Genomic DNA, 19,106 nt, shown 5'->3' with positions numbered 1-19,106 from the left:
TCCTCTTCTGTGGTTCTGACAATACATGGCACAAGGTTCTGACTGATCGAGATAAATAATAGCAGAGAGATTCACGCTCTCTGTTTTCATCACAAACAGAAATATAAGACGTTGATATGGTAAAATAACCTCAAGGGGTCTTGAGGTATTATTATAATGAACAGATTTATCGGATATTATCGCGTATCAACAGAAAAACAGGGAAAGTCAGGTCTGGGATTACAGTCGCAACAGGATGCAGTCAGTAATTTCGTGACTCACAGAAATGGAACATTACTCCAGGAATTCAGGGAAGTTGAATCAGGAGGAAAGAATGACCGACCAGAACTGTTCAAAGCTATGGAAGCCTGTCGTCTGTATGGGGCCACACTTCTGATTGCAAAGCTGGACCGGCTCTCCCGTGATGCTGTGTTCCTGTTACAGCTTCAACGCGGGGAGGTTCCATTCATCGCCTGCGATATGCCAGATGCAAACGTCATGACTGTTGGAATCATGGCTCTGCTGGCTCAACAGGAAAGAGAGATGATCTCCCAACGCACCAAGGACGCCCTTGCTGTGTTGAAGGCCGGTGGCAAGAAATTGGGGGGCTGGCGTGACAAATGCCATCATTTTGGGGCTGATGATGTCCAGAAGGCTATAACAGTCAGGCAATCCAGACTGTCGGCCTATAGAAGCCGGGTGCTCCCGGTCGTCAGAGATTTAAGGAATTCCGGAATGACATATGCTCAGATATGCCAGCGACTGAAGGAACTTGGCATCAGGACATATCACAAGAAAGAAAACTGGAGCCCTGTCACCGTCCGCAATTTACTGGTCAATGGATAATCACCACAGGATTACCTGCTGATATCCTCTATTTTCATCTCATGAGAATTTCCTGTTACACAAAATGAAAAATATCGTGTTACACAAAAATCAGAATTATGTGTGACACGAAATTCCATGTCATACAGTGTATGACAAAATACCTTTCTATGTCAGACAGTTTTTACGAATTTGCCTGACAGGATTCCGTATTCTGTATGACATTTTTTAGGCATTGTCATGCATTTTACATTTACTGCAATACAGTTTGTTTTTTTATTTGTGCGTTACACAAAATATGTGATATAGTTTATTTATTAGAGGAATTTTATTATGAAAAAAAGAGGCCGTCCACCCATATTTGAAAACGCCATGAGTAATAAAGAGCGTCAACAGAGAAAAGAATGAAGGAAGAAACAGCAGTTCATCCAGTCGATAGAAGCTCTCTCTGAACTTGGCGGCCTGATGGAACAGGTTCTGTTTCTCAATGTCGATGGAAGTTATCTACCGGACCGGATCCGGATCAGGGAGCTTCAGAAAGTCATCAGAGACTCAGAATATGGCCTGAGTGCGATTGACCTGCATCGTAGCCGGGATACTGTCAGACAGACTTCTGAAAATGTAAGACATTTGCAGATATAATGTCATACATAGTGTGGAGAATGTATGACAATGACTGATAGCAATTTTCGGAACAAAATTGCCGAATGTAATACAGGAAAAGGTTCATGGAGCATTCGCGGAGTTTCCCCCGATATCCGGCAGGCTGTAGGAATACAGGCGAAAAAATCCGGTATCCCGGTTGGTCAGTATATTGAGCAGGCTATCCGGGAAAAGATAAAATCAGATAGGTCCAGCGGTCGCTCTCTGACTGTCGCGGGAAAAAGCCCTGTTAGCATTCAGGATGCCACCAGTTTTGTTTCCATGATTGCAACGCTGGCGGATGCTGGTGTGAAAATCCCGCTGACGCTGTCAAGGAATGCTGTTTCATTACTGGAACCGGGGAGTGTCCTGAAGTCTGTGTATCTGGCCTGGCCCATGCGTTTTCAAATACTCAAGCGGCGAAGCGCTCGCCGAACATTATGGCGAACTGGTTGCGGGCTGCAAACCATTCCCGAACATTGCGGCCATCTTTCTCGAAGCTGCGGATCGCCAGGTAGATCAGTTTCGTTGCGGCATCGTCGGTGGGGAACGAACCGCGCGTCTTGATCGATTTGCGGATGACCCGGTTCAGGCTCTCGATGGCGTTCGTGGTATATATGATCTTGCGGATCGCCGGATCGAAGGCAAAAAACGGGATCACCTCGGCCCATGCCCGGCGCCATGCCGGGGCGATCGAAGCGTATTTCTCGGCCCATTTCTCCTCGAATTCATCAAGCTCGGCCGCCGCCATGTCAGCGGTCGCGGCCCCGTAGATCCGGCGCAGGTCGGCAGCCACGGCCTTGCGGTCCTTCCATGAGCAGAAGTTCAGGCTGTGGCGGACCAGGTGAACAATGCAGGTTTGAACCATTGCCTCGGGAAAGGCGGCGGCGATGGCCTCGGGGAAGCCTTTCAGCCCGTCCACGACCGTGATCAGGATGTCCTGGATACCCCGGTTCTTCAACTCGTTCATCACCGAAAGCCAGAATTTGGCCCCCTCATTCTCGGCGATCCAGAGCCCCAGAACCTCGCGCACCCCCTCGCGGGTGACACCGAGGGCGACGTAAACGGCCTTGTTTTTAACAGTCCGGCTGTCAGCATCGCGGATCTTTACCCGAAGGGCATCGAAGATCACGATGGGATACATCCGATCCAGCGCCCGGCCTTGCCATTCCCGGACCTCGTCCAGAACGGCATCGGTGACGCGGCTGATCAGGTCGGGAGAGACCTTCAGGCCATAAAGATCAAGCAGATGGGTCTGGATGTCCCGGACAGTCAGACCAGCGGCATAGAGACCGATGATCTTGTCGTCGATCCCGTCGATCCGGGTCTGGCCCTTCTTTACAAGCTCCGGCTCGAAGCTGCTGTCGCGGTCGCGCGGCACCGTCATTGGAAATGCGCCGTCCTGGCCCTTCAGCACCTTGGTTGTGGAGCCATTCCGCCGGTTCGACTGGCCTGGCGGGGCAGCCTTGCCTTCCTCATAGCCCAGATGCGCGGTCAGCTCCCCACCCAGCATACGCTCCATGAGCCGAATTTTCAGCTCCTTCAGCAGCCCGGCGTCTCCAAGCAGGTCTTCAGGACGCTCCACGCCCGTCAGCAATTCGTCCAGCAGTTCCATCGAGATGGTCATTCATGCTTCCTTTCGGTCAAGCATGAACCAAATCACTCATACACAGAAGATCAGACACTCTCCTGAACCGCGTTGGTCGGGATGTGAAGAAGGGAAAAGCCGGTTATTCAGAGATAACTTCTCCCTGAAGTTTTCCCTTATCGTCACGATGGAAGCGGTATTGCGACGTGTGGGGTTCATTCATCAGCATTATATTCACTGTACAATCCCAAACATTCTTGAATCCTTTGGTCGCTGAGCAATTCATGCTCTGGATATTTCCACAAATTCAATGAACATCTTCTCTTGCCAAATAAAAAACTTAAACTACTTTGGAACAATCCGTATCATTCATACAATGCTTCACCTGTAAATTTTTAACCTTTTCTATTGTTTCTTTATGCCATGTTTTGTTCGCCTCACTCATGCAACCTGTTCCAAACCGATCGAAAGGATGTTCAATATCTTCGTTATCACACGAACAACGATAAATATATGGGGAACCAAATGCTTCAGAGAGAATTATTATCGCTTCAGTCCGCCGTTGAGCTTTTATTTGTCTACTTCCATCTACTTTAAGAGCAACATCAATATGTGCATCATAATCATCTTCTGGTCGATGCGTAAATTTAAACTCGAAGCGTTCATCTTTCATGCGAATATCCGAGTATGTCGCACTTCTGTATCCACAATAATACCTTCTCTTTCCCTCAGGAATTGGCCCTCTTTTCAGTTTGTCTTTATTTCGTTTTGCAGCCGTTTGACATCCTCTTGAATTAATTTCTTCCGGCGAAGTTAGTTTGTCCAGAATCGCAGACTCATGATAATAGCCATCATCATCAGATCGTCCTCTAAACGGAAATAAAACTTCGTCCGCTTGAACGCCATTGCTGAATGCAGGATCATAAAATATCCATCGCGAAACGGTGTCAGATTTTTCTATAGAAACCAGCATTGCTCTACACACAGCTCAACTATTCTGAATCAAACATTCTATAGTTTTAAAATTCAAATCATTCACATTAAATTTAATTTCCTCTTTATAAAAAACAGTTTCCCTGTTCTCTCGTGTCAAACAACCAAATGCTCCTTCTGTAACTGTAATTGCGTTCACTCGCTCTCCTAATGACCACAAAAACACTACAGCATCTCCACCGTGGTTGGACATCTTTGGTGGTGGCCATTGTTCTTTGTACATTTGCCGCAACACTGCCTGAGCACTTATAACAGCTCCTTCTTCTACCCCTTCATCATCAGTTTTCCACGAAAGAAGACACTGAAAAGCTTTACCGTAGACTTGGTCAAACACAACTGGGTAACTCTCTCCGGCCTCTTTACTCAGATCAATATCTACCCACTCAGCGCTTTCATCGGAACGGCCATCATCAATATTTCGATAAAAATTATCAACATCTTGGTAAAAAGGGAGGATCATACCCTGCTCATTACTTCCTTCAGTGCTAAACTGAGGGGTAAGAACCCAACCAAGGTCGGAATTAATTGACGTGTCAAAATACACATCTCCGAATTGTTCACTTAACACAGAATCAAATACCTGAAGACTATCCGCACTAAAATGATATATGCTACCCCCGAAACAACCGGATTTATTCAAATCTTCATTCCGCCAATTCATCAATCCCTCCCGTGAAAATCTTCTTGATTTCACTAAGAATTTCTTCCAAAATTTCATCTGACGCCTCTATAGGCTGAATATTATCTGCTGCACTATTGAAGTCAAATTTTACTCCAACAAAATACTTTTCCCTACTGCTTTCGCTAACCTCAGGAATACCACCCTTCAATACAGCCGAACTTACCATGATCAACTGTTTTCCTGCGACAATGGTACATACTCTATTCATTTCCAACTGACGATTTGATTTGAATTTTCGTGGAACATTAAATCTTATCATCAAATCTGAAGTGCCTGGTGGCGGAGACACGTTTTTACAAATTCTCATAACCTCTGGTAATTGATCAATTTTCTCGACCGACTTCGTTGAATCCAAAATCTGTGACACCCGCACGGGCTGATGTATCTGGCATATTTTTTTCATCGAGTCAGACAACAGATCTAAAGCATCATTGATTTTTAATATACGAGGAGGAGCATCACTGCTTTCCTGTGAAGCTGAAGCTTCAAAAGGTACAGCCTCAACCATCACCTCCACGCGTCCAGGTTGGATGGTCAAGGTTACGAGAAGCCCTTCCATAACTGCACTTCCACGACTTTGCGGAAATGGGTGGGAAGCCATCTGCTGAAAAGAGGTCGGCTTGATATCAGACCAAATCTTACCCCACTCATCGAAAAAATCGCCCTGATGACTATCAGGAAGCGGGAATATGACGCCCTTCAATCTGTGAACATTAAAATTTTTCACGATGAATACCCTCACTAAATCATACATTTACACTAAATCATACACTTACACTGCATTGTAGCATATTCTACAGTTTTCTCTAGATACCCGTAATTTCTTACAGATCCCTTCCCCGTGGATTAACCAACATCAAAAAAATTACTTAGCATAGTGCATAAACTTTATACACTAAACGGATGAGAAATTGTCTAATGCTATAGTTGCGGCCATTGGAAGACGGAGAAACAGCGCCGGTGTCCGGCCAAATGCTTCCAGCCTTCGTGAGGCTAATCTTAATATAAAAAACAAAGTGGAAACCTGTGTCTACGGGGAGGAAATTATTATCCGTCTCCGTAGAAAGCGTGCCATCTTGGACGAACTAATGACCCATTTTGATCCGGAACAGCATCGGCATAAATTGGCTCTTGATGTTCAAGCAGTCGGAAAAAAGGTCGTCTGTAGCCTACGCACCAGAGCGAGGGGACACTTTCCTTCTAAATTTGTCTCTCCAGGCTGGAAGTGCAATGGCGGATGAACACTGTGTTTTGGTTTTATCCGAACGTAGCTTCAATGTCAGCACAGGTTGTTTTATGGCCTATCCACTTAAAGCAAAAATGAAAGGCTCACCGTTTTAAGTAGTCACTCCTTCTGACTTGAAGGTGCATGGATATTTGCCCGCATCAGAAACCCGAACAATGGATTACATCTTTGTTGATCTGAAGCTTTCTGGAAAAGGCGTATGGCTGACAAGGTGACGGTTCTTATCACAAGCATTATCGGGTTTTGGTGACAAAGCAACATCTCCACGACTGCAACGAATAATGTAGCGGCTACAAAACAGCTTGCATTGCTACCTATGCGTGCTACACTTTTGCTACACCGACCTGAAAAATAATTGATGTTTTTCAGGTGGTTGCAAAGTGAGTTGCGACTATGTGTAGGTTCGAGTCCCGCAGTTCGCACCACATCTACCTCATTGAAAACAAAGGGGCTTGTGAGTTTTGATGCTCCCAGAGTTTTGCACCTACTCCAAGGAGCTTCTTCAGCCCGAGGCCTTTTGTGTTATTTGCCTTCCTTCTGGCTATCATTTCCGGCACGGCATCCCTGCGCCCTGTTCTCGGCAAAAATGAAATCTGGCATTCCCTCGCCACAACAGACCGTCAACTTGCCAAGACACGCACCGACCTTATCTATGGACTGGCATTTCAGCTCTTCCTTGTGCGTAAAATGCACCATGACTGATGATATTCATGCTGCAATAGATCATTCCCGATACGCGCTAGAGAGTATTATATACTGTGAGAAAGTATAGCATCACCTCTGAGTATGAATACTTGCGAGTATTGAAGGGTAACGTCGTAATACTTGACGAGTCTGCAACATCGCGTAGCCCATGCGAAAATTGTTCGATGCCCCATCGGCGCGGCAGTAGGACGAAACCACGTTTGACCTCGGGCAACCCGACAACCTTAAGGACAATTCTCTAGGTCCATGCTGCCCCGGTAGGTTTCTCGCCGATGTCAAACACAACCCCGGCTATCGAGAATGGCTGCCGTTAACTCCGCTCTGCGACCAGAGGCGATACGCAGATCAGACACCAACACTTCGAAGCTGCCAGCCTTCATCCAGCGAGGGGATTGCTAGTAGACCGCCGAGCACGGTGGAAGGTCATTCGGCATGGTGCGCTAGGCAATTCCGTAGCGGAGCACATAACGTAATCTGTTAAACAGTTCGCGCAACGCGTGATGTCACTGCTCCGCATCCTCGCACATCAGAACCAGATACGGGACAACCCGGGTCCATTCTTCATCTGATACATCAGAAGGATACGGTTTATGTGCAGGCATCATTCCTCATTACTGCACCAATCAGACACAAAAGTGTGGAACATCTTCTGGCACAAAAGGAAGATCAGCCAAGGGTATCTTCTTTCCTCAAGACTACCGCCCCGAAACTACGACGTGTGCATCGTTTCGTGCAGCAAGGCCAAAGATGAGAAGGTTAATATTCAATCCAGACAAATATTTAACAAGTTATTTCTCTAGATTTTTATGTTACATTCCATATGTTTTAAAAATGTCTATACATACTATTGTCTACAAAATATTTATCTGGAACATGAAAATTTTCACAAACATAACACCGAAGTATTTTCTTGTCGCTGCTTCTATCTGTATGTTCTTATCAGGATGCGCAGATGACCACGGTAAAGGAGAAATGCATGCTGCTGTTTCAAAGTGTTTTTCAAAATATCCACTTGTAAAAGGCACAGCCTATAAACGCTTTAGCTGCATCTATCAGGCACATTTTCAATACGGGCCTGCTGCTATGGGGGACCATTATAACCTTCTCTTGCAGGTAGACTTGGCATCCTTGAGTGTAGGGCAGGAAATTGATGAGGGCATTCTGACCGTACAGGAAGGCGAAACAGCTCTCCACTGGGTAACCGCCAAAGCTTATTATCAAGCCTCCCAAAATATATTACCCACAAAGTCATCAAATATTATAGGGTTACGAAAATAACATAATAAAGAGGAAGCATTTCCAAAACTATGCTTCCTCTAAAAATACAATAGAAATACTTTTTAAACCTGCGCCTTATTTTGTTCTAGGAACAATGATTGGATCTGATGATTTTTGATCAGAATTCAAGACAGCACCACCAGATTGCGTAGAGTACGTTGCCGTTGTGGATTGCTGTGGCGTACGCGGCGGATGGAAAGCTGAAACCGGGCCCAAAATACCGCCAGCAGATTTTTGCATTGTGCCTTCAGGCTGGCGGGCGCAGCCACGTGTAATAATGGAACAGATACCATCTGTTCCAACCATTTCGTCATTATTGCCTGTATAATGCACATCCGAGACACGGTCATGATCCAGACGGATCACAGCAGAACAACTCGTTCCACCCCCGCCACCAAGTTGTGCAATTGTTGTTGCAATATCACCTATCGGAATAAGGGTGGAACCACCATAACTCGGCTGTGGCTGCGTTCCTGTGTAAACAAAAATCTGAGTTGTATCATTAATCTGCTTGGTTGCTGTTGGCAGACCCGCACAGGCTTGCAGATCATAGGAAGTCATCCCGATCATTGTGATTTGTGCTTTATGAGCAGCCCGTGAATCAAAATACCCGCACCCACTCAGACTCACAGAGAGTGAGGCAACCGCGAACAAACCCGCAATACGACACTTCATTTCTTCGACTATCCTCACACTTTACCTAAACACTTACACAGAGAAGCGCAGCCATTCTAATTTACTGTGCTCTACTCCATACAATGCACGATGTTAAATAAAGTGTGAACATTTCTTTTTTGATAAATTAAATCACAAATATTATCAATATATATTTCTTATTGTCACTTTATTTTATAATATTAACCAGAAAATACTATCTTGCCTCCTTGATCCCTTCCTATCATCATAGACTTTCCCAAGCAGTGTATGACACAATTCAAAACTGTCATACAAAACGGCCTGTGCGGCCAAAGGAGAATTTGCTGATCATGCTGGCCCTGTCTCGTTGTAAAGCGCTTACCTATTCGCCACTTCTTATTGGCCTTTTTGCGCTGAGCGCCTGTATCAGCCCCGGTCAGCCACCAGCACCTCCTTTGCCTGCCTTGGCACAAGCTGCGCCATTTACGTCTGCTGACGCAAATTTCGTCCAACAACTTAATGAAATGGATCTCACCCATATTGCGTTGGCAAATCTTGCCAAAACCCATTCGGCTCGCAACGATATCGCTCTTCTCAGCCCGACTATCGTGAAAGATCTAACAGAAAACCATGACACGCTCACCAAATTAGCAACAACTCATACTTTAACGCTGCCCGCAAAACCCTCTGCTCAAAACCAAAAAATTATTGATCGGTTGCAACATTTATATGGCTCAGCGTTTGACCGAAGCTACTCCCGCTATTTCATGAGCAGCACAGCCAAAATGAAATTAGTTCTTACGACAGAAATTACCACATCCAAAAATACAGACCTGGTCAAACTCGCTACCGATACCAAGACCAAACTCACAACTTATCAGTCGCAAATCAAATAAGAATTTTACTCTATATAATTACGAAAACATATTTACACAGAAGGTGCCACCGAAATGGAACCTTCTGTAAGGGCGGTTTGTTCGTGCTCCAGCCATTACACCAATCCCACATACCTAGATATATACTTACAACCCTATTGTTTCAGACGTCCGACATTATGATAAATGATCTTTGGTTAACTACTTTTCTATCATGCATACTCAACACGACCTGATTTCATAAAATTTTTAGACAAACTTTCTGATTTTCTCCTTATTCCAAAATCATTTTTAAAATACCTCAAACAGACAGAAAACGTGTAAGTTTCTCAACGTCAACATCTGCTTTTGTTGTCTGATGCACAATATTACCCCCTTCAATCACCAGAATACGGTCTGCAATATCCAAAGCAAAACTGAGCACCTGTTCAGACACCATAATACTTAAACCACTATTATCACGAATTTGTTTCAACGTCCGCGCCATCTCAAGGATAATAGATGGTTGTATTCCTTCTGTAGGTTCGTCCAACAAAAGAACTTTAGGACGTGTTGCCAAAGCACGTGCTATTGCAAGCTGCTGTTGCTGTCCGCCAGATAAATTACCTCCTCTTCGTGATCCCATTTCTCGCAAAACCGGAAAAATTTTATAGAGATCTTCTGGAACAGACTTTTCATTTCTTACAAATAAACCCGTCTCAATATTTTCGGTTACTGTCATGGCAGGGAATATCATACGCCCTTGAGGAACATAGGCCAGACCAGATTCAACACGCTTATAAGCTGGCAACTTTGTAATATCCTTACCATCAAGCCTGATACTTCCTGAACGGAGAGGTAAATTGCCAATAAGTGATTTCATGAGTGTCGTTTTTCCCATACCATTACGCCCCATGAGAACGACAATTTCACCACGCCCAACTTGTAAATCAACGCCGTGCAGAACTTCACTAGCCCCATAAGCTACATGTAAGCCTCGAGCATCCAACAGCGATTTATCCAACACTGAAACATTCGTGGTTTTATTGTTATATTGAGTGTCCAAGATACACCTCCACAACTTTTGGGTCGTTTTTCACATGTTCCATCGAACCATCTGAAATAATACGTCCCTGATGAAGAACAGTAACCCGGTGGGCAATTTTTTCGACAAACCCCATATCATGCTCAATTACAAGAACTGAACGTGATTGTATAATACGCTGAAGTAGCTCTGCTGTACGTACGCGTTCATTAACTGTCATACCTGCAACAGGTTCATCCAGCATCAAAAGCGCAGGGTCCTGAATAAGCAACATTCCTATTTCCAGCCACTGTTTCTGGCCATGGCTAAGATCAGCAGCTTTACGATCGAGCTGGTTATCAAGAAAAATCATTTCCGCAATTTCTTTTATGCGATTGATTATTTTCTTATCTCTCCTAAAAAAAAGTGCCTCAAAAACACTTCTTCCGGATGGGTAAGATATTTCCAGATTTTCAAAAACCGTTAGATCTTCATAGACAGATGGCGTCTGAAACTTACGCCCTACCCCGGCCCGAACAATATCATACTCCTTAAGCCGAGTGAGCTCCCGCCCTTCGAACTGAATAGAACCTGATGTGGCTTTTGTACGCCCACAAATGAGGTCTAGAACTGTTGTCTTACCTGCGCCATTAGGCCCAATTATTACCCGAATTTCTCCTTTTGCAAGCTGGAACGATAAGTTATCAACAGCTTTAAATCCATCGAAAGATACACTAAGGTTTTCAACAGAAAGCAATGTTTCATTTTGCATTTTCATCTTGCTTTCTTCCTTATGCTGCTTCATCTACGGCATGTGAGGTCTGCCTGCGGTTTCCTCCAAGAATACGAAGGACATATGGGTCAATATAATTCTCATAAAGACTGGCGAGTCCTCCAGGTAGAAAAACAACAATTCCAATAAACAAGCCGCCCATAGCAAATGTCCAAAGCTCCGGAAGCGATTCCGAAAAGCTTGTGCGGGCCCAGTTTACCAAAAGTGTGCCATACACAGCCCCAACCAATGAATTACGTCCACCTACCGCACAGTAAATGACCATTTCAATAGACGGTACAATTCCAACAAATGTGGGAGACATAAAGCCCACTTCTAATGTAAAGAGAGCACCACCAACACCAGCCATGGCTGCCGCCAAAGCAAAAATGAATATTTTAAAATTTGCAACATTATAACCAGAAAATCTTACTCTATCTTCCTGATCCCGCATCGCACGCAAAATACGGCCGAGCTTGCTTTGCCGCACAAAACGCACCAAAAGCAAACAAGCCAAAAGTAAAAAAACACCTGCGTAGTAAAGAACAAGTTTTGCATGATCAGTCCGAATATCCCAACCATCAAGCGTACGAAGGTCTGTGATACCGTTGACTCCACCGGTATATCCCTGCTGACCGATGATAAGAATGGTCAAAACAGATGCTATGGCTTGTGTAATAATTGCAAAATATGTTCCTCCAACACGGCGTTTAAACATCGCTGCACCAATCACCATCGCAAGAAGCGCTGGCACGGCTATAATTGCCACGAGTGAAAAAGAAAGGCTATGAAACGGCTTCCAGAACCAAGGTAAAGCCGTAATCTGGTTCCAATCCATAAAATCGGGGATACCTGGAGTAGACTGGCTTTTCGTAGCCTCCAAAGTGGACGCCTGGAGCTTTAGAAACATTGCCATGCAATATCCACCAAGCCCAAAAAATATTCCCTGACCAAGACTAAGAATTCCTGAATCTCCCCAGCATGCAACCAGCCCAATGGTTACAAAAGCATACGTAAGATATTTGCCGACAAGATTAAGACGAAACGCATCCAATCCCAAAGGCAATACAATCAGGAGAATGGCAGACAAAATTGAAAGGAATAAGATATCCTTGCGGCTTTGAAGCGAAAACATATTCCCTTCTCCTAACGACGGACTTTAAGGGCAAACAGACCCTGTGGACGCAGCATGAGAATACCTATGACAGTAAGCAGAACAAGCACTTGCGCCATGGAGCCATTAAGGAAAAACTCAAGGATAGAACGTGCTTGAGAAATACTGAATGAAGACGCAATTGTTCCCCCCAGACTTTCAGTACCTCCAAACGCAACAACCAAAAATGTATCCACAATATATTGCTGGCCTGCCGTAGGACTTGTGGACCCAATCATGGTAAAAGCCGAACCCGCAACCCCGGCAACACCACAACCTAAGCCGAAAGTAAAACGATCAACCCGTTCGGTATTAATGCCGACGTTACCGGCCATTGTCCGATTTTGCATGACTGCACGTACCTGCTTACCCCAGCCTGATTTATAAAGCAGAGCATAGATCACACCGGTAATGAGAAGTGTAATCGCAATGACAATCATACCATTGATGGGAATCTGAATAGTATCACTGAGATTCCATGATCCCATCATCCAGTCAGGAAGCGTTACCCCTACTTCACGAGCACCAAATATTGACCGAAAGACTTGCTGCAAAATCAAACTGACACCCCATGTAGCAAGAAGTGTATCCAGCGGCCTTTTATAGAGAAAACGTATTAATGACCATTCCAGAAACATCCCGGCTGTACCAGCAACAATAAATGCAAGAACCACGGCAACAAAAAAATATAGCCCAAACAGTGCTGGCGCCCATTGCGCAAAAACATAGGAACAGAGGTAAGTTGTGTAAGCCCCGAGGATCATGAACTCCCCATGAGCCATATTGATCACACCCATCTGACCAAAAACGATGGCCAGACCCAATGCCATCAGGAGAAAAACAGAAAACAAGATGAGCCCAGCAAAACTTTGCATAACAAAAATGGATGCCAGGTCATTGAATGAATATCCCGAAAGCATAACCAAGTATCTCCTGATGAGGGGAGAAAGAAAAACCAAATGAACGCTCAGTGCCCACGCAGTTTATTGATATCCAACGGGGAACGGATTTGGCTCCATGAGTTCTGGTGTTTCATAAATTACATCGAACTGACCATCTGTACGGGCACGCCCAACCAGTGTTTTACTCCACAGATGATGATTTTTATGAATCCGCACATAACCTTCTGGAGCATTCTTGAATTCAATACCCGGAGATGCGTCAATCACCTTACTGATATCGAAAGTTCCGGCCTTTTCTACTGTAAGTTTCCATAGCCATGGCCCCAGATAAGCTGCTTGTGTAACATCCCCAATGACACTTTTTTCGCCCCACATTTTTTTGAAAGCCGCAACAAATTTTTTGTTGTCAGGAGTATCAATGCTCTGGAAGTACTTCATGCATGCGTAAGCGCCTGCTATATTTTCACCTCCAATGCCAAGTATTTCATCTTCTGTAACAGAAATGGTCATCAAGTTGTGTTTGGATAGATCCAGACCTGCGGCCTTAAGTTGCTTGTAAAAGGCCACATTTGAACCACCGACAATGATCGCATAGATCACATCTGGCTTCATGAGCTTAATTTTATTAATGACGGAGTTGAATTGAGAGTCCCCCAGCGGGAAGTATTCTTCACCCACCACACGGGATCCCTTAAGGTGATTCTCAATATGCTTGCGCGCTATTTTGTTCGCTGTTCGGGGCCAAATATAATCAGACCCGAGGAGATAGTATGTTTTCGCGTTCTTCTCCTTACTGATCCAGTCAAGGCCAGCAAGAATCTGCTGTGTAGCCTCCTGTCCGGTATAGATCACGTTACGTGACTGCTCGAGTCCTTCATAAAATGTCGGGTAATAAAGCAGCCCATTGTACTGTTCGAATACAGGTAACACAGCTTTGCGTGATGCAGATGTCCAGCACCCAAAGACAGATGCGCATTTGTCATTTTCAAGAAGTTTACGCGCTTTTTCGGCAAAGGTTGGCCAGTCACTGGCACCATCTTCCTGAATGAAGTTGATTTTTCGGCCGAGAACGCCACCACTTTCATTAATCTGCGCAATGGCCAACTTCTCTGCTTCAACGGACCCGATCTCGCTCAGCGCCATGGTACCTGTGATAGAATGTAGAATTCCAACTGTGACAGTATCATCGGTAACGGCTAGCCCCGTCGTATTAACTGCGGCAGTCGATGGAACATCTGCATATGCAAGACGAGACAGAAGAGGACTGAGTGAAAGAGCCGAAAGGCCAGCAAGCATCTGACGACGGCTGGCTTGTTGTTTCAAAAGATCAATTTTCTTGTCAGGCATAAGACCTACCACCTTGGCTGCGAGTGTCGATACACTCCGTGACAACAACCTGACTGTCGGAAAGTAGGCACGCGTTCGCCATACGTCGATTAACGTACAACAATGGGTCTAAAAGACTCTTTTCATTTCGGAATCGTTATTTAATATACATTCGACAGGTTTTTGGTCCACACTCCAGCAGAAGCCCTCATAGTGTCGTGGGGAGACGCATGTTCCCACATCAACGAATCATCAGATCACGCCGCACCTACAATCGCTGGGTCGCGGATGAAACAATGGAAGATTATGCCTTGCGCTTCACGCCCGAAGCAGCACGGCGATGGTCTCCTTTAAGTGTCGCGAATACAGCTTTTGGAGGTGTTTCTTTTCTTGCCCTCGAAATGATTGGAGGTATCGTCTTTTTAAAATATGGCTTTCCAAACGCCTGCCTAGCACTGCTGTTGGGTATTACGCTGATTTTCCTATTAAGCCTCCCTATCAGCTACTATTCCTCACGCTATGGCATAGATCTTGATCTACTTACACGTGGTGCTGGCTTCGGTTACATTGGTTCAACGCTTACCTCTCTCATTTATGCGTCATTCACTTTTATATTTTTTGCCATAGAAGGCGCGATACTCTCCGACATACTCAAAATGTGCCTCGGTATCCCCCTTTGGCTGGGTTACATATTTTCAGCACTCGTTATCATTCCGATAGTTGCCAAAGGTTTTACTCTTATAAGCCGCTTTCAGAGATGGACTGTCGCACCATGGCTTATCCTTCAGTTACTCCCTTTCTTGGTTATGGCCTGTAAGCAACCTGTACCTATAACAAATTGGATACATTACGCTGGTACGCGTGAACTTCCTGTTTTGGAATTGGCTGGAATTGGAGGGGCTCTGTCGATCATATTTTCGGTGATTACCCAGATAGGTGAACAAGTAGATTTTCTTCGCTTTCTTCCCGTGCCTAAACAGACGTACCAGAAATGGACGTGGTGGGGCGTGCTACTTACATGCGGTGCGGGCTGGATATTCCCCGGCGGGTTGAAAATCCTTGCAGGTATGTTTCTCGCATGGCTTGCTATTATTCGTGGCGTGCTTCCGGTAGAAGCACAACAACCTACAACCATGTATCTTCTTGCCTTTCAGCAGGTAACATCGGTTCATGGCCTTGCACTCGCATTGACCATTCTATTCATTGTGCTGTCCCAGCTAAAAATCAATATTACAAATGCCTACGCGGGATCTATTGCATGGTCCAATTTCTTTTCCCGCATGACGCATAGCCACCCTGGGCGCATTGTGTGGGTGGTATTCAATGTCGGGCTGGGCCTACTTTTGATGGAGATGGATGTATATAGCACCATTGTGCATATGCTCTTTCTCCATTCAACAATTGCGGCCTCATGGATAGGTGCGCTTACATCAGACCTCATCATCAATAAACCACTTGGTTTTAGCCCAGCAGGAATCGAATTCCGCCGCGCCTATCTTTACGACATCAACCCTGTAGGTATGGGAAGCATGACAGGCGGCCTTGTTACGGCCACAGCAAGTTACACAGGGTTATTTGGTGATACATTGTCAGCTTTTTCCCCATTTATCGGGTTAACAACCTCCTTTTGTCTGGCGCCTTTTATCGGATGGTTGACCGAAGGACGTTATTATCTGGCACGCCCTCCCCTCTCTCTTCAGAGCGACAAAATTCATTGTGTGTGCGTGATTTGCAAAAACTCTTTTGAACAGGAAGATATAGCCTTCTGTCCTGTCTATACGGGGTTTATCTGCTCATTGTGTTGCACGTTAGACTCCCGTTGTCGCGATGCATGCAAAGCAGAAACAGCACATCTTTCAGGGCAAATAAAAAAAGTAACCTACAATATATTCCCTAAATTTATTGCTACGCAGGTATCTGGTATTTTAGGTCGTTATTTTATTATTTTTTCGACGCTTGTTTTTTGCACGGGCATTATTTTGTACAGTATTTATATAAATATTTTGAAAATTCCACATATTGTGCCCAACCAGCTTTACATTATTTTCTGGAAGACATTCTTTTTGCTCAGTGCGCCTTTAACCGTCATTGCATGGTTTCTGGTACTCAGCCAGCGCAGTTATCGTGCCGCAGAAGACGAAAATAGATTTCAGACACGCCTTCTTATGAGAGAAATACATGCGCATAAACGCACAGATCAGGAACTAAAAAAAGCTAAAGAACGTGCTGAATCAGCTAATCTTTCAAAAAGTCGATTTATGGTAGGTGTTAGCCACGAAATTCGTACACCCCTCAACTCCATCATGGGATACGCGTACCTTCTAGAAAATAAAATGCTCACGCCTGAAAAACAAAATGAAGGATTAAAAGTTATACAACGGAGCACAGAACATTTAAGTGGTCTGATTGAAGGTTTATTTGATATTTCAAAAATAGAAGCGGGTCGTATGGATATTCTGCGCGAAAAAATTAATTTTCGAGAATTTCTAAAACATCTAACTGAAATGCTTCGTTTTCAGGTCAATCAAAAAAAACTTCTGTTTGTTGAGCATATTCCAGATGATCTTCCCAAATATGTTATGACAGATCAAAGAAGACTACGACAAATTTTAATTAATCTTCTTTCCAATGCCATCAAATTTACACCAAGCGGATCTGTCTCATTTTCCGTCAGATGGAGCATGGAAATTGCAACTTTTGAGATACAAGATACAGGAATAGGAATACCTGCAACTGACATAGAACGTATTCATGAACCCTTCCAGCGCAGTTCTCACCCTGCTTCACAAGGCATTCAGGGAACCGGCCTTGGTTTAACTATAACTCGCCTTCTTGTTCAGATTTTAGGAGGTGAACTCACAATCAAAAGCCAGGTTGGAGTAGGCACAACTTGCCGCGTACGGCTAATGCTTGCACAGACAGAATCAAAGGAAACCCCGGCACCTACATATAATGTGCAGATACATGAAGGCAGTAAGCGCCCAGCTGTTTTTGTTGTTGATGATGATAGTATTCATCGTGGAATGATAAATGATATTCTAGAGCCTTTTGGATTTTTAGTTTACTCTGCTGCAAGTGCGCAAGAATGCCTTGATATTGCAAAACATGTTCGGATAGATATTTTCCTTATTGATATCAACATGCCCGGAATGAATGGATGGGAATTAGCACGTCATTTACGGAACAGTATAAACCGTGACTCTACTATCTTTGTTATTTCTGCTGATGAACAAACGCGCTTAGGTAATAACCGAGAAGGACTTTGCAATAGCATTCTTTCCAAACCTGTTTCAATTCCTGATCTGCTTCTTCTTATAAACCAAGCACTCAGTGCTATAAAACTGCCCCCAAAGCCGACGAAACCCCCGGCTACTTCTCGTAATAGATTACAAGATAACCATCTTGCAGAATTACGTCGCTTATCCCGAATTGGACATGTTGCCGGAATCATACGTTTTCTTGATAAAATAGATGATTCTGTTGATGCTCAGCTTATTCGAGATATGGCTTGCCGATCGCAAATGCAAAAATTGCAGAATTTCTTAGAAAATTATAAGGAAAGATCATGAACGGCATTGTTCTTGTTGTAGATGACAGCCCCGAAAATCTTTCTCTTATAATGAATATATTGGAAAATGCTGGCTTCACGACCCTTGTCTCACAATCTGCCAAGAATGCCCTTGCTATACTTTTAGATGTGGATGTTGATCTGGTGCTTTTGGATGCCCTTATGCCAGAAACAAATGGTTTTGAAATGTGCACGCAAATGAAACAGATGCCAGAGCTCTGTGATATTCCTGTCATATTCATGACTGGTCTTTCTGAGCAAAAACATATTGTACAGGCTTTTGATGTTGGCAGCGTTGATTATATCATTAAACCTATACAACCGCCTGAACTTCTAGCTCGTGTTCAAACTCACCTTAAAAACGCTCGCACCACAAGATCTATCTACCGAGCAATTGATTTTTCCGGGCGCCATTTTCTGGCTGTAAACAAACAGGGAAAAATCTTATGGTTCACGCCACAAGTTCCCCTGATTCTGGGCGATACTCTCATCGCAGAGAGCTCATATCTTCCAGAAGATATCTTACACTGGTATCAACGTTGCAAGATAGAGCCTACACCAGTAGAAGTGTGCTATAAATATTCAAATAAGAATATAAATGTAAATCTTATTTTTATGGGGCAACCAGAACCGGAAGAATTTCTTATTCGTCTAACTGTTTCTAAAGAAGGGAATGAGATTTCTTCATTACAAAAACGCCTTAATCTAACAGCACGAGAAGCAGAAGTTCTATTCTGGATTTCAAAAGGTAAAACCAATCGGGATATTGCAGAAATACTTTCTATCAGCCACAGAACAGTTAATAAACATCTTGAACAAGCTTACGTAAAAATAGGGGTTGAAAACCGTGCAGCCGCAACCGCACGTGTTCTTCAAGCCCTTCTGGTGTAGATAAAAAACAACCACCTGTCTTATTTAACAGGTGGTTGTTTT

General features: G+C 44.3%; 15 protein-coding genes and 1 pseudogene. 5 read left to right on the top strand and 11 right to left on the bottom strand.

The genetic code is table 11. The features are described 5' to 3' along the window. Nucleotides 1–156: 156 nt before the first annotated feature. Entirely contained in the window at nucleotides 157–825 is a 669-nt protein-coding gene (locus ACP7IZ_RS04570) for a recombinase family protein (protein ID WP_426848030.1), read from the top strand. 1,033 nt (nucleotides 826–1,858) lie between these two features. On the opposite strand, the gene ACP7IZ_RS04565 is transcribed toward ACP7IZ_RS04570, so the two are convergent. The 5 genes and pseudogenes from ACP7IZ_RS04565 to ACP7IZ_RS04545 all read right to left on the bottom strand — a co-directional run bounded on the left by ACP7IZ_RS04565 (nucleotide 1,859) and on the right by ACP7IZ_RS04545 (nucleotide 7,262). Next, nucleotides 1,859–3,073, bottom strand: coding sequence for an IS256 family transposase (locus ACP7IZ_RS04565; RefSeq protein ID WP_426848029.1), 1,215 nt, complete (start codon nucleotides 3,071–3,073; stop codon nucleotides 1,859–1,861). A gap of 301 nt (nucleotides 3,074–3,374) precedes the next feature. Continuing rightward, nucleotides 3,375–4,007: a hypothetical protein gene (locus tag ACP7IZ_RS04560; RefSeq protein WP_426848028.1), complete on the bottom strand. Its 633-nt coding sequence runs from the start codon at nucleotides 4,005–4,007 to the stop codon at nucleotides 3,375–3,377. A 15-nt stretch (nucleotides 4,008–4,022) separates the two neighbouring features. After that, the gene (locus ACP7IZ_RS04555) at nucleotides 4,023–4,688 is read right to left on the bottom strand and encodes a hypothetical protein (RefSeq protein ID WP_426848027.1); all 666 of its coding nucleotides are present in this window, start codon (nucleotides 4,686–4,688) and stop codon (nucleotides 4,023–4,025) included. Continuing rightward, nucleotides 4,672–5,436: a hypothetical protein gene (locus ACP7IZ_RS04550; protein ID WP_426848026.1), complete on the bottom strand. Its 765-nt coding sequence runs from the start codon at nucleotides 5,434–5,436 to the stop codon at nucleotides 4,672–4,674. The genes ACP7IZ_RS04555 and ACP7IZ_RS04550 overlap by 17 nt, the downstream gene beginning before the upstream one ends. 1,293 nt (nucleotides 5,437–6,729) lie before the next feature. Beyond that, nucleotides 6,730–7,262, bottom strand: a pseudogene (locus tag ACP7IZ_RS04545) (transposase). Nucleotides 7,263–7,533: 271 nt separating this feature from the next. Here ACP7IZ_RS04545 and ACP7IZ_RS04540 point away from each other — a divergent pair. Continuing rightward, nucleotides 7,534–7,938: a hypothetical protein gene (locus ACP7IZ_RS04540; RefSeq protein WP_426848025.1), complete on the top strand. Its 405-nt coding sequence runs from the start codon at nucleotides 7,534–7,536 to the stop codon at nucleotides 7,936–7,938. Nucleotides 7,939–8,013: 75 nt separating this feature from the next. Here the strand turns inward: ACP7IZ_RS04540 and ACP7IZ_RS04535 are convergent, their stop codons facing one another. Beyond that, a complete protein-coding gene (locus ACP7IZ_RS04535) occupies nucleotides 8,014–8,508 on the bottom strand; it encodes a hypothetical protein (RefSeq protein WP_426848024.1) in 495 nt (164 codons plus the stop codon). A gap of 416 nt (nucleotides 8,509–8,924) precedes the next feature. Here ACP7IZ_RS04535 and ACP7IZ_RS04530 point away from each other — a divergent pair, with 416 nt between their 5' ends. Then, on the top strand, nucleotides 8,925–9,470 hold the full coding sequence (locus tag ACP7IZ_RS04530) for a DUF4142 domain-containing protein (RefSeq protein ID WP_426848023.1): 546 nt from the start codon (nucleotides 8,925–8,927) through the stop codon (nucleotides 9,468–9,470). Between the two features lie 280 nt (nucleotides 9,471–9,750). Here ACP7IZ_RS04530 and urtE read toward each other — a convergent pair whose 3' ends face one another. From urtE to urtA, 5 genes are all read right to left on the bottom strand, one after another. Then, on the bottom strand, nucleotides 9,751–10,455 hold the full coding sequence (gene urtE, locus ACP7IZ_RS04525; RefSeq protein WP_426848236.1) for an urea ABC transporter ATP-binding subunit UrtE: 705 nt from the start codon (nucleotides 10,453–10,455) through the stop codon (nucleotides 9,751–9,753). A gap of 22 nt (nucleotides 10,456–10,477) precedes the next feature. Next, on the bottom strand, nucleotides 10,478–11,230 hold the full coding sequence (urtD, locus tag ACP7IZ_RS04520; protein WP_426848022.1) for an urea ABC transporter ATP-binding protein UrtD: 753 nt from the start codon (nucleotides 11,228–11,230) through the stop codon (nucleotides 10,478–10,480). Nucleotides 11,231–11,243: 13 nt separating this feature from the next. Then, nucleotides 11,244–12,359, bottom strand: a complete 1,116-nt coding sequence (gene urtC, locus ACP7IZ_RS04515) for an urea ABC transporter permease subunit UrtC (protein WP_426848021.1) — start codon at nucleotides 12,357–12,359, stop codon at nucleotides 11,244–11,246. A gap of 11 nt (nucleotides 12,360–12,370) precedes the next feature. After that, nucleotides 12,371–13,297, bottom strand: a complete 927-nt coding sequence (urtB, locus tag ACP7IZ_RS04510) for an urea ABC transporter permease subunit UrtB (protein WP_426848020.1) — start codon at nucleotides 13,295–13,297, stop codon at nucleotides 12,371–12,373. A gap of 63 nt (nucleotides 13,298–13,360) precedes the next feature. Next, the gene (gene urtA, locus ACP7IZ_RS04505; RefSeq protein WP_426848019.1) at nucleotides 13,361–14,626 is read right to left on the bottom strand and encodes an urea ABC transporter substrate-binding protein; all 1,266 of its coding nucleotides are present in this window, start codon (nucleotides 14,624–14,626) and stop codon (nucleotides 13,361–13,363) included. 209 nt (nucleotides 14,627–14,835) lie between these two features. Here urtA and ACP7IZ_RS04500 point away from each other — a divergent pair, with 209 nt between their 5' ends. After that, entirely contained in the window at nucleotides 14,836–18,174 is a 3,339-nt protein-coding gene (locus ACP7IZ_RS04500) for a hybrid sensor histidine kinase/response regulator (protein ID WP_426848018.1), read from the top strand. Then, nucleotides 18,171–19,064, top strand: a complete 894-nt coding sequence (locus ACP7IZ_RS04495) for a DNA-binding response regulator (RefSeq protein ID WP_426848017.1) — start codon at nucleotides 18,171–18,173, stop codon at nucleotides 19,062–19,064. Before ACP7IZ_RS04500 ends, ACP7IZ_RS04495 begins: the two co-directional genes overlap by 4 nt. Nucleotides 19,065–19,106: the final 42 nt, after the last annotated feature.

Source organism: Acetobacter sp. AAB5 (assembly GCF_050106715.1).
Taxonomy (GTDB): Bacteria; Pseudomonadota; Alphaproteobacteria; order Acetobacterales; family Acetobacteraceae; genus Acetobacter; species Acetobacter oryzifermentans.
The sequence above is the reverse complement of the archived record's forward strand: the minus strand, read 5'-3'. Positions and strand labels throughout refer to the sequence as shown.

Excerpts from the sequence above, each read along its gene's own strand:
- ACP7IZ_RS04495 (WP_426848017.1), top strand. The coding sequence starts at position 18,171 with ATGAACGGCATTGTTCTTGTTGTAGATGACAGCCCCGAAAATCTTTCT.
- ACP7IZ_RS04535 (WP_426848024.1), bottom strand. The coding sequence starts at position 8,508 with ATGATCGGGATGACTTCCTATGATCTGCAAGCCTGTGCGGGTCTGCCA.
- urtA (WP_426848019.1), bottom strand. The coding sequence starts at position 14,626 with ATGCCTGACAAGAAAATTGATCTTTTGAAACAACAAGCCAGCCGTCGT.
- urtD (WP_426848022.1), bottom strand. The coding sequence starts at position 11,230 with ATGAAAATGCAAAATGAAACATTGCTTTCTGTTGAAAACCTTAGTGTA.
- ACP7IZ_RS04530 (WP_426848023.1), top strand. The coding sequence starts at position 8,925 with ATGCTGGCCCTGTCTCGTTGTAAAGCGCTTACCTATTCGCCACTTCTT.
- ACP7IZ_RS04560 (WP_426848028.1), bottom strand. The coding sequence starts at position 4,007 with ATGCTGGTTTCTATAGAAAAATCTGACACCGTTTCGCGATGGATATTT.
- urtC (WP_426848021.1), bottom strand. The coding sequence starts at position 12,359 with ATGTTTTCGCTTCAAAGCCGCAAGGATATCTTATTCCTTTCAATTTTG.
- ACP7IZ_RS04565 (WP_426848029.1), bottom strand. The coding sequence starts at position 3,073 with ATGACCATCTCGATGGAACTGCTGGACGAATTGCTGACGGGCGTGGAG.
- ACP7IZ_RS04570 (WP_426848030.1), top strand. The coding sequence starts at position 157 with ATGAACAGATTTATCGGATATTATCGCGTATCAACAGAAAAACAGGGA.
- ACP7IZ_RS04500 (WP_426848018.1), top strand. The coding sequence starts at position 14,836 with ATGTTCCCACATCAACGAATCATCAGATCACGCCGCACCTACAATCGC.
- urtB (WP_426848020.1), bottom strand. The coding sequence starts at position 13,297 with ATGCTTTCGGGATATTCATTCAATGACCTGGCATCCATTTTTGTTATG.
- ACP7IZ_RS04540 (WP_426848025.1), top strand. The coding sequence starts at position 7,534 with ATGAAAATTTTCACAAACATAACACCGAAGTATTTTCTTGTCGCTGCT.
- ACP7IZ_RS04555 (WP_426848027.1), bottom strand. The coding sequence starts at position 4,688 with ATGAATTGGCGGAATGAAGATTTGAATAAATCCGGTTGTTTCGGGGGT.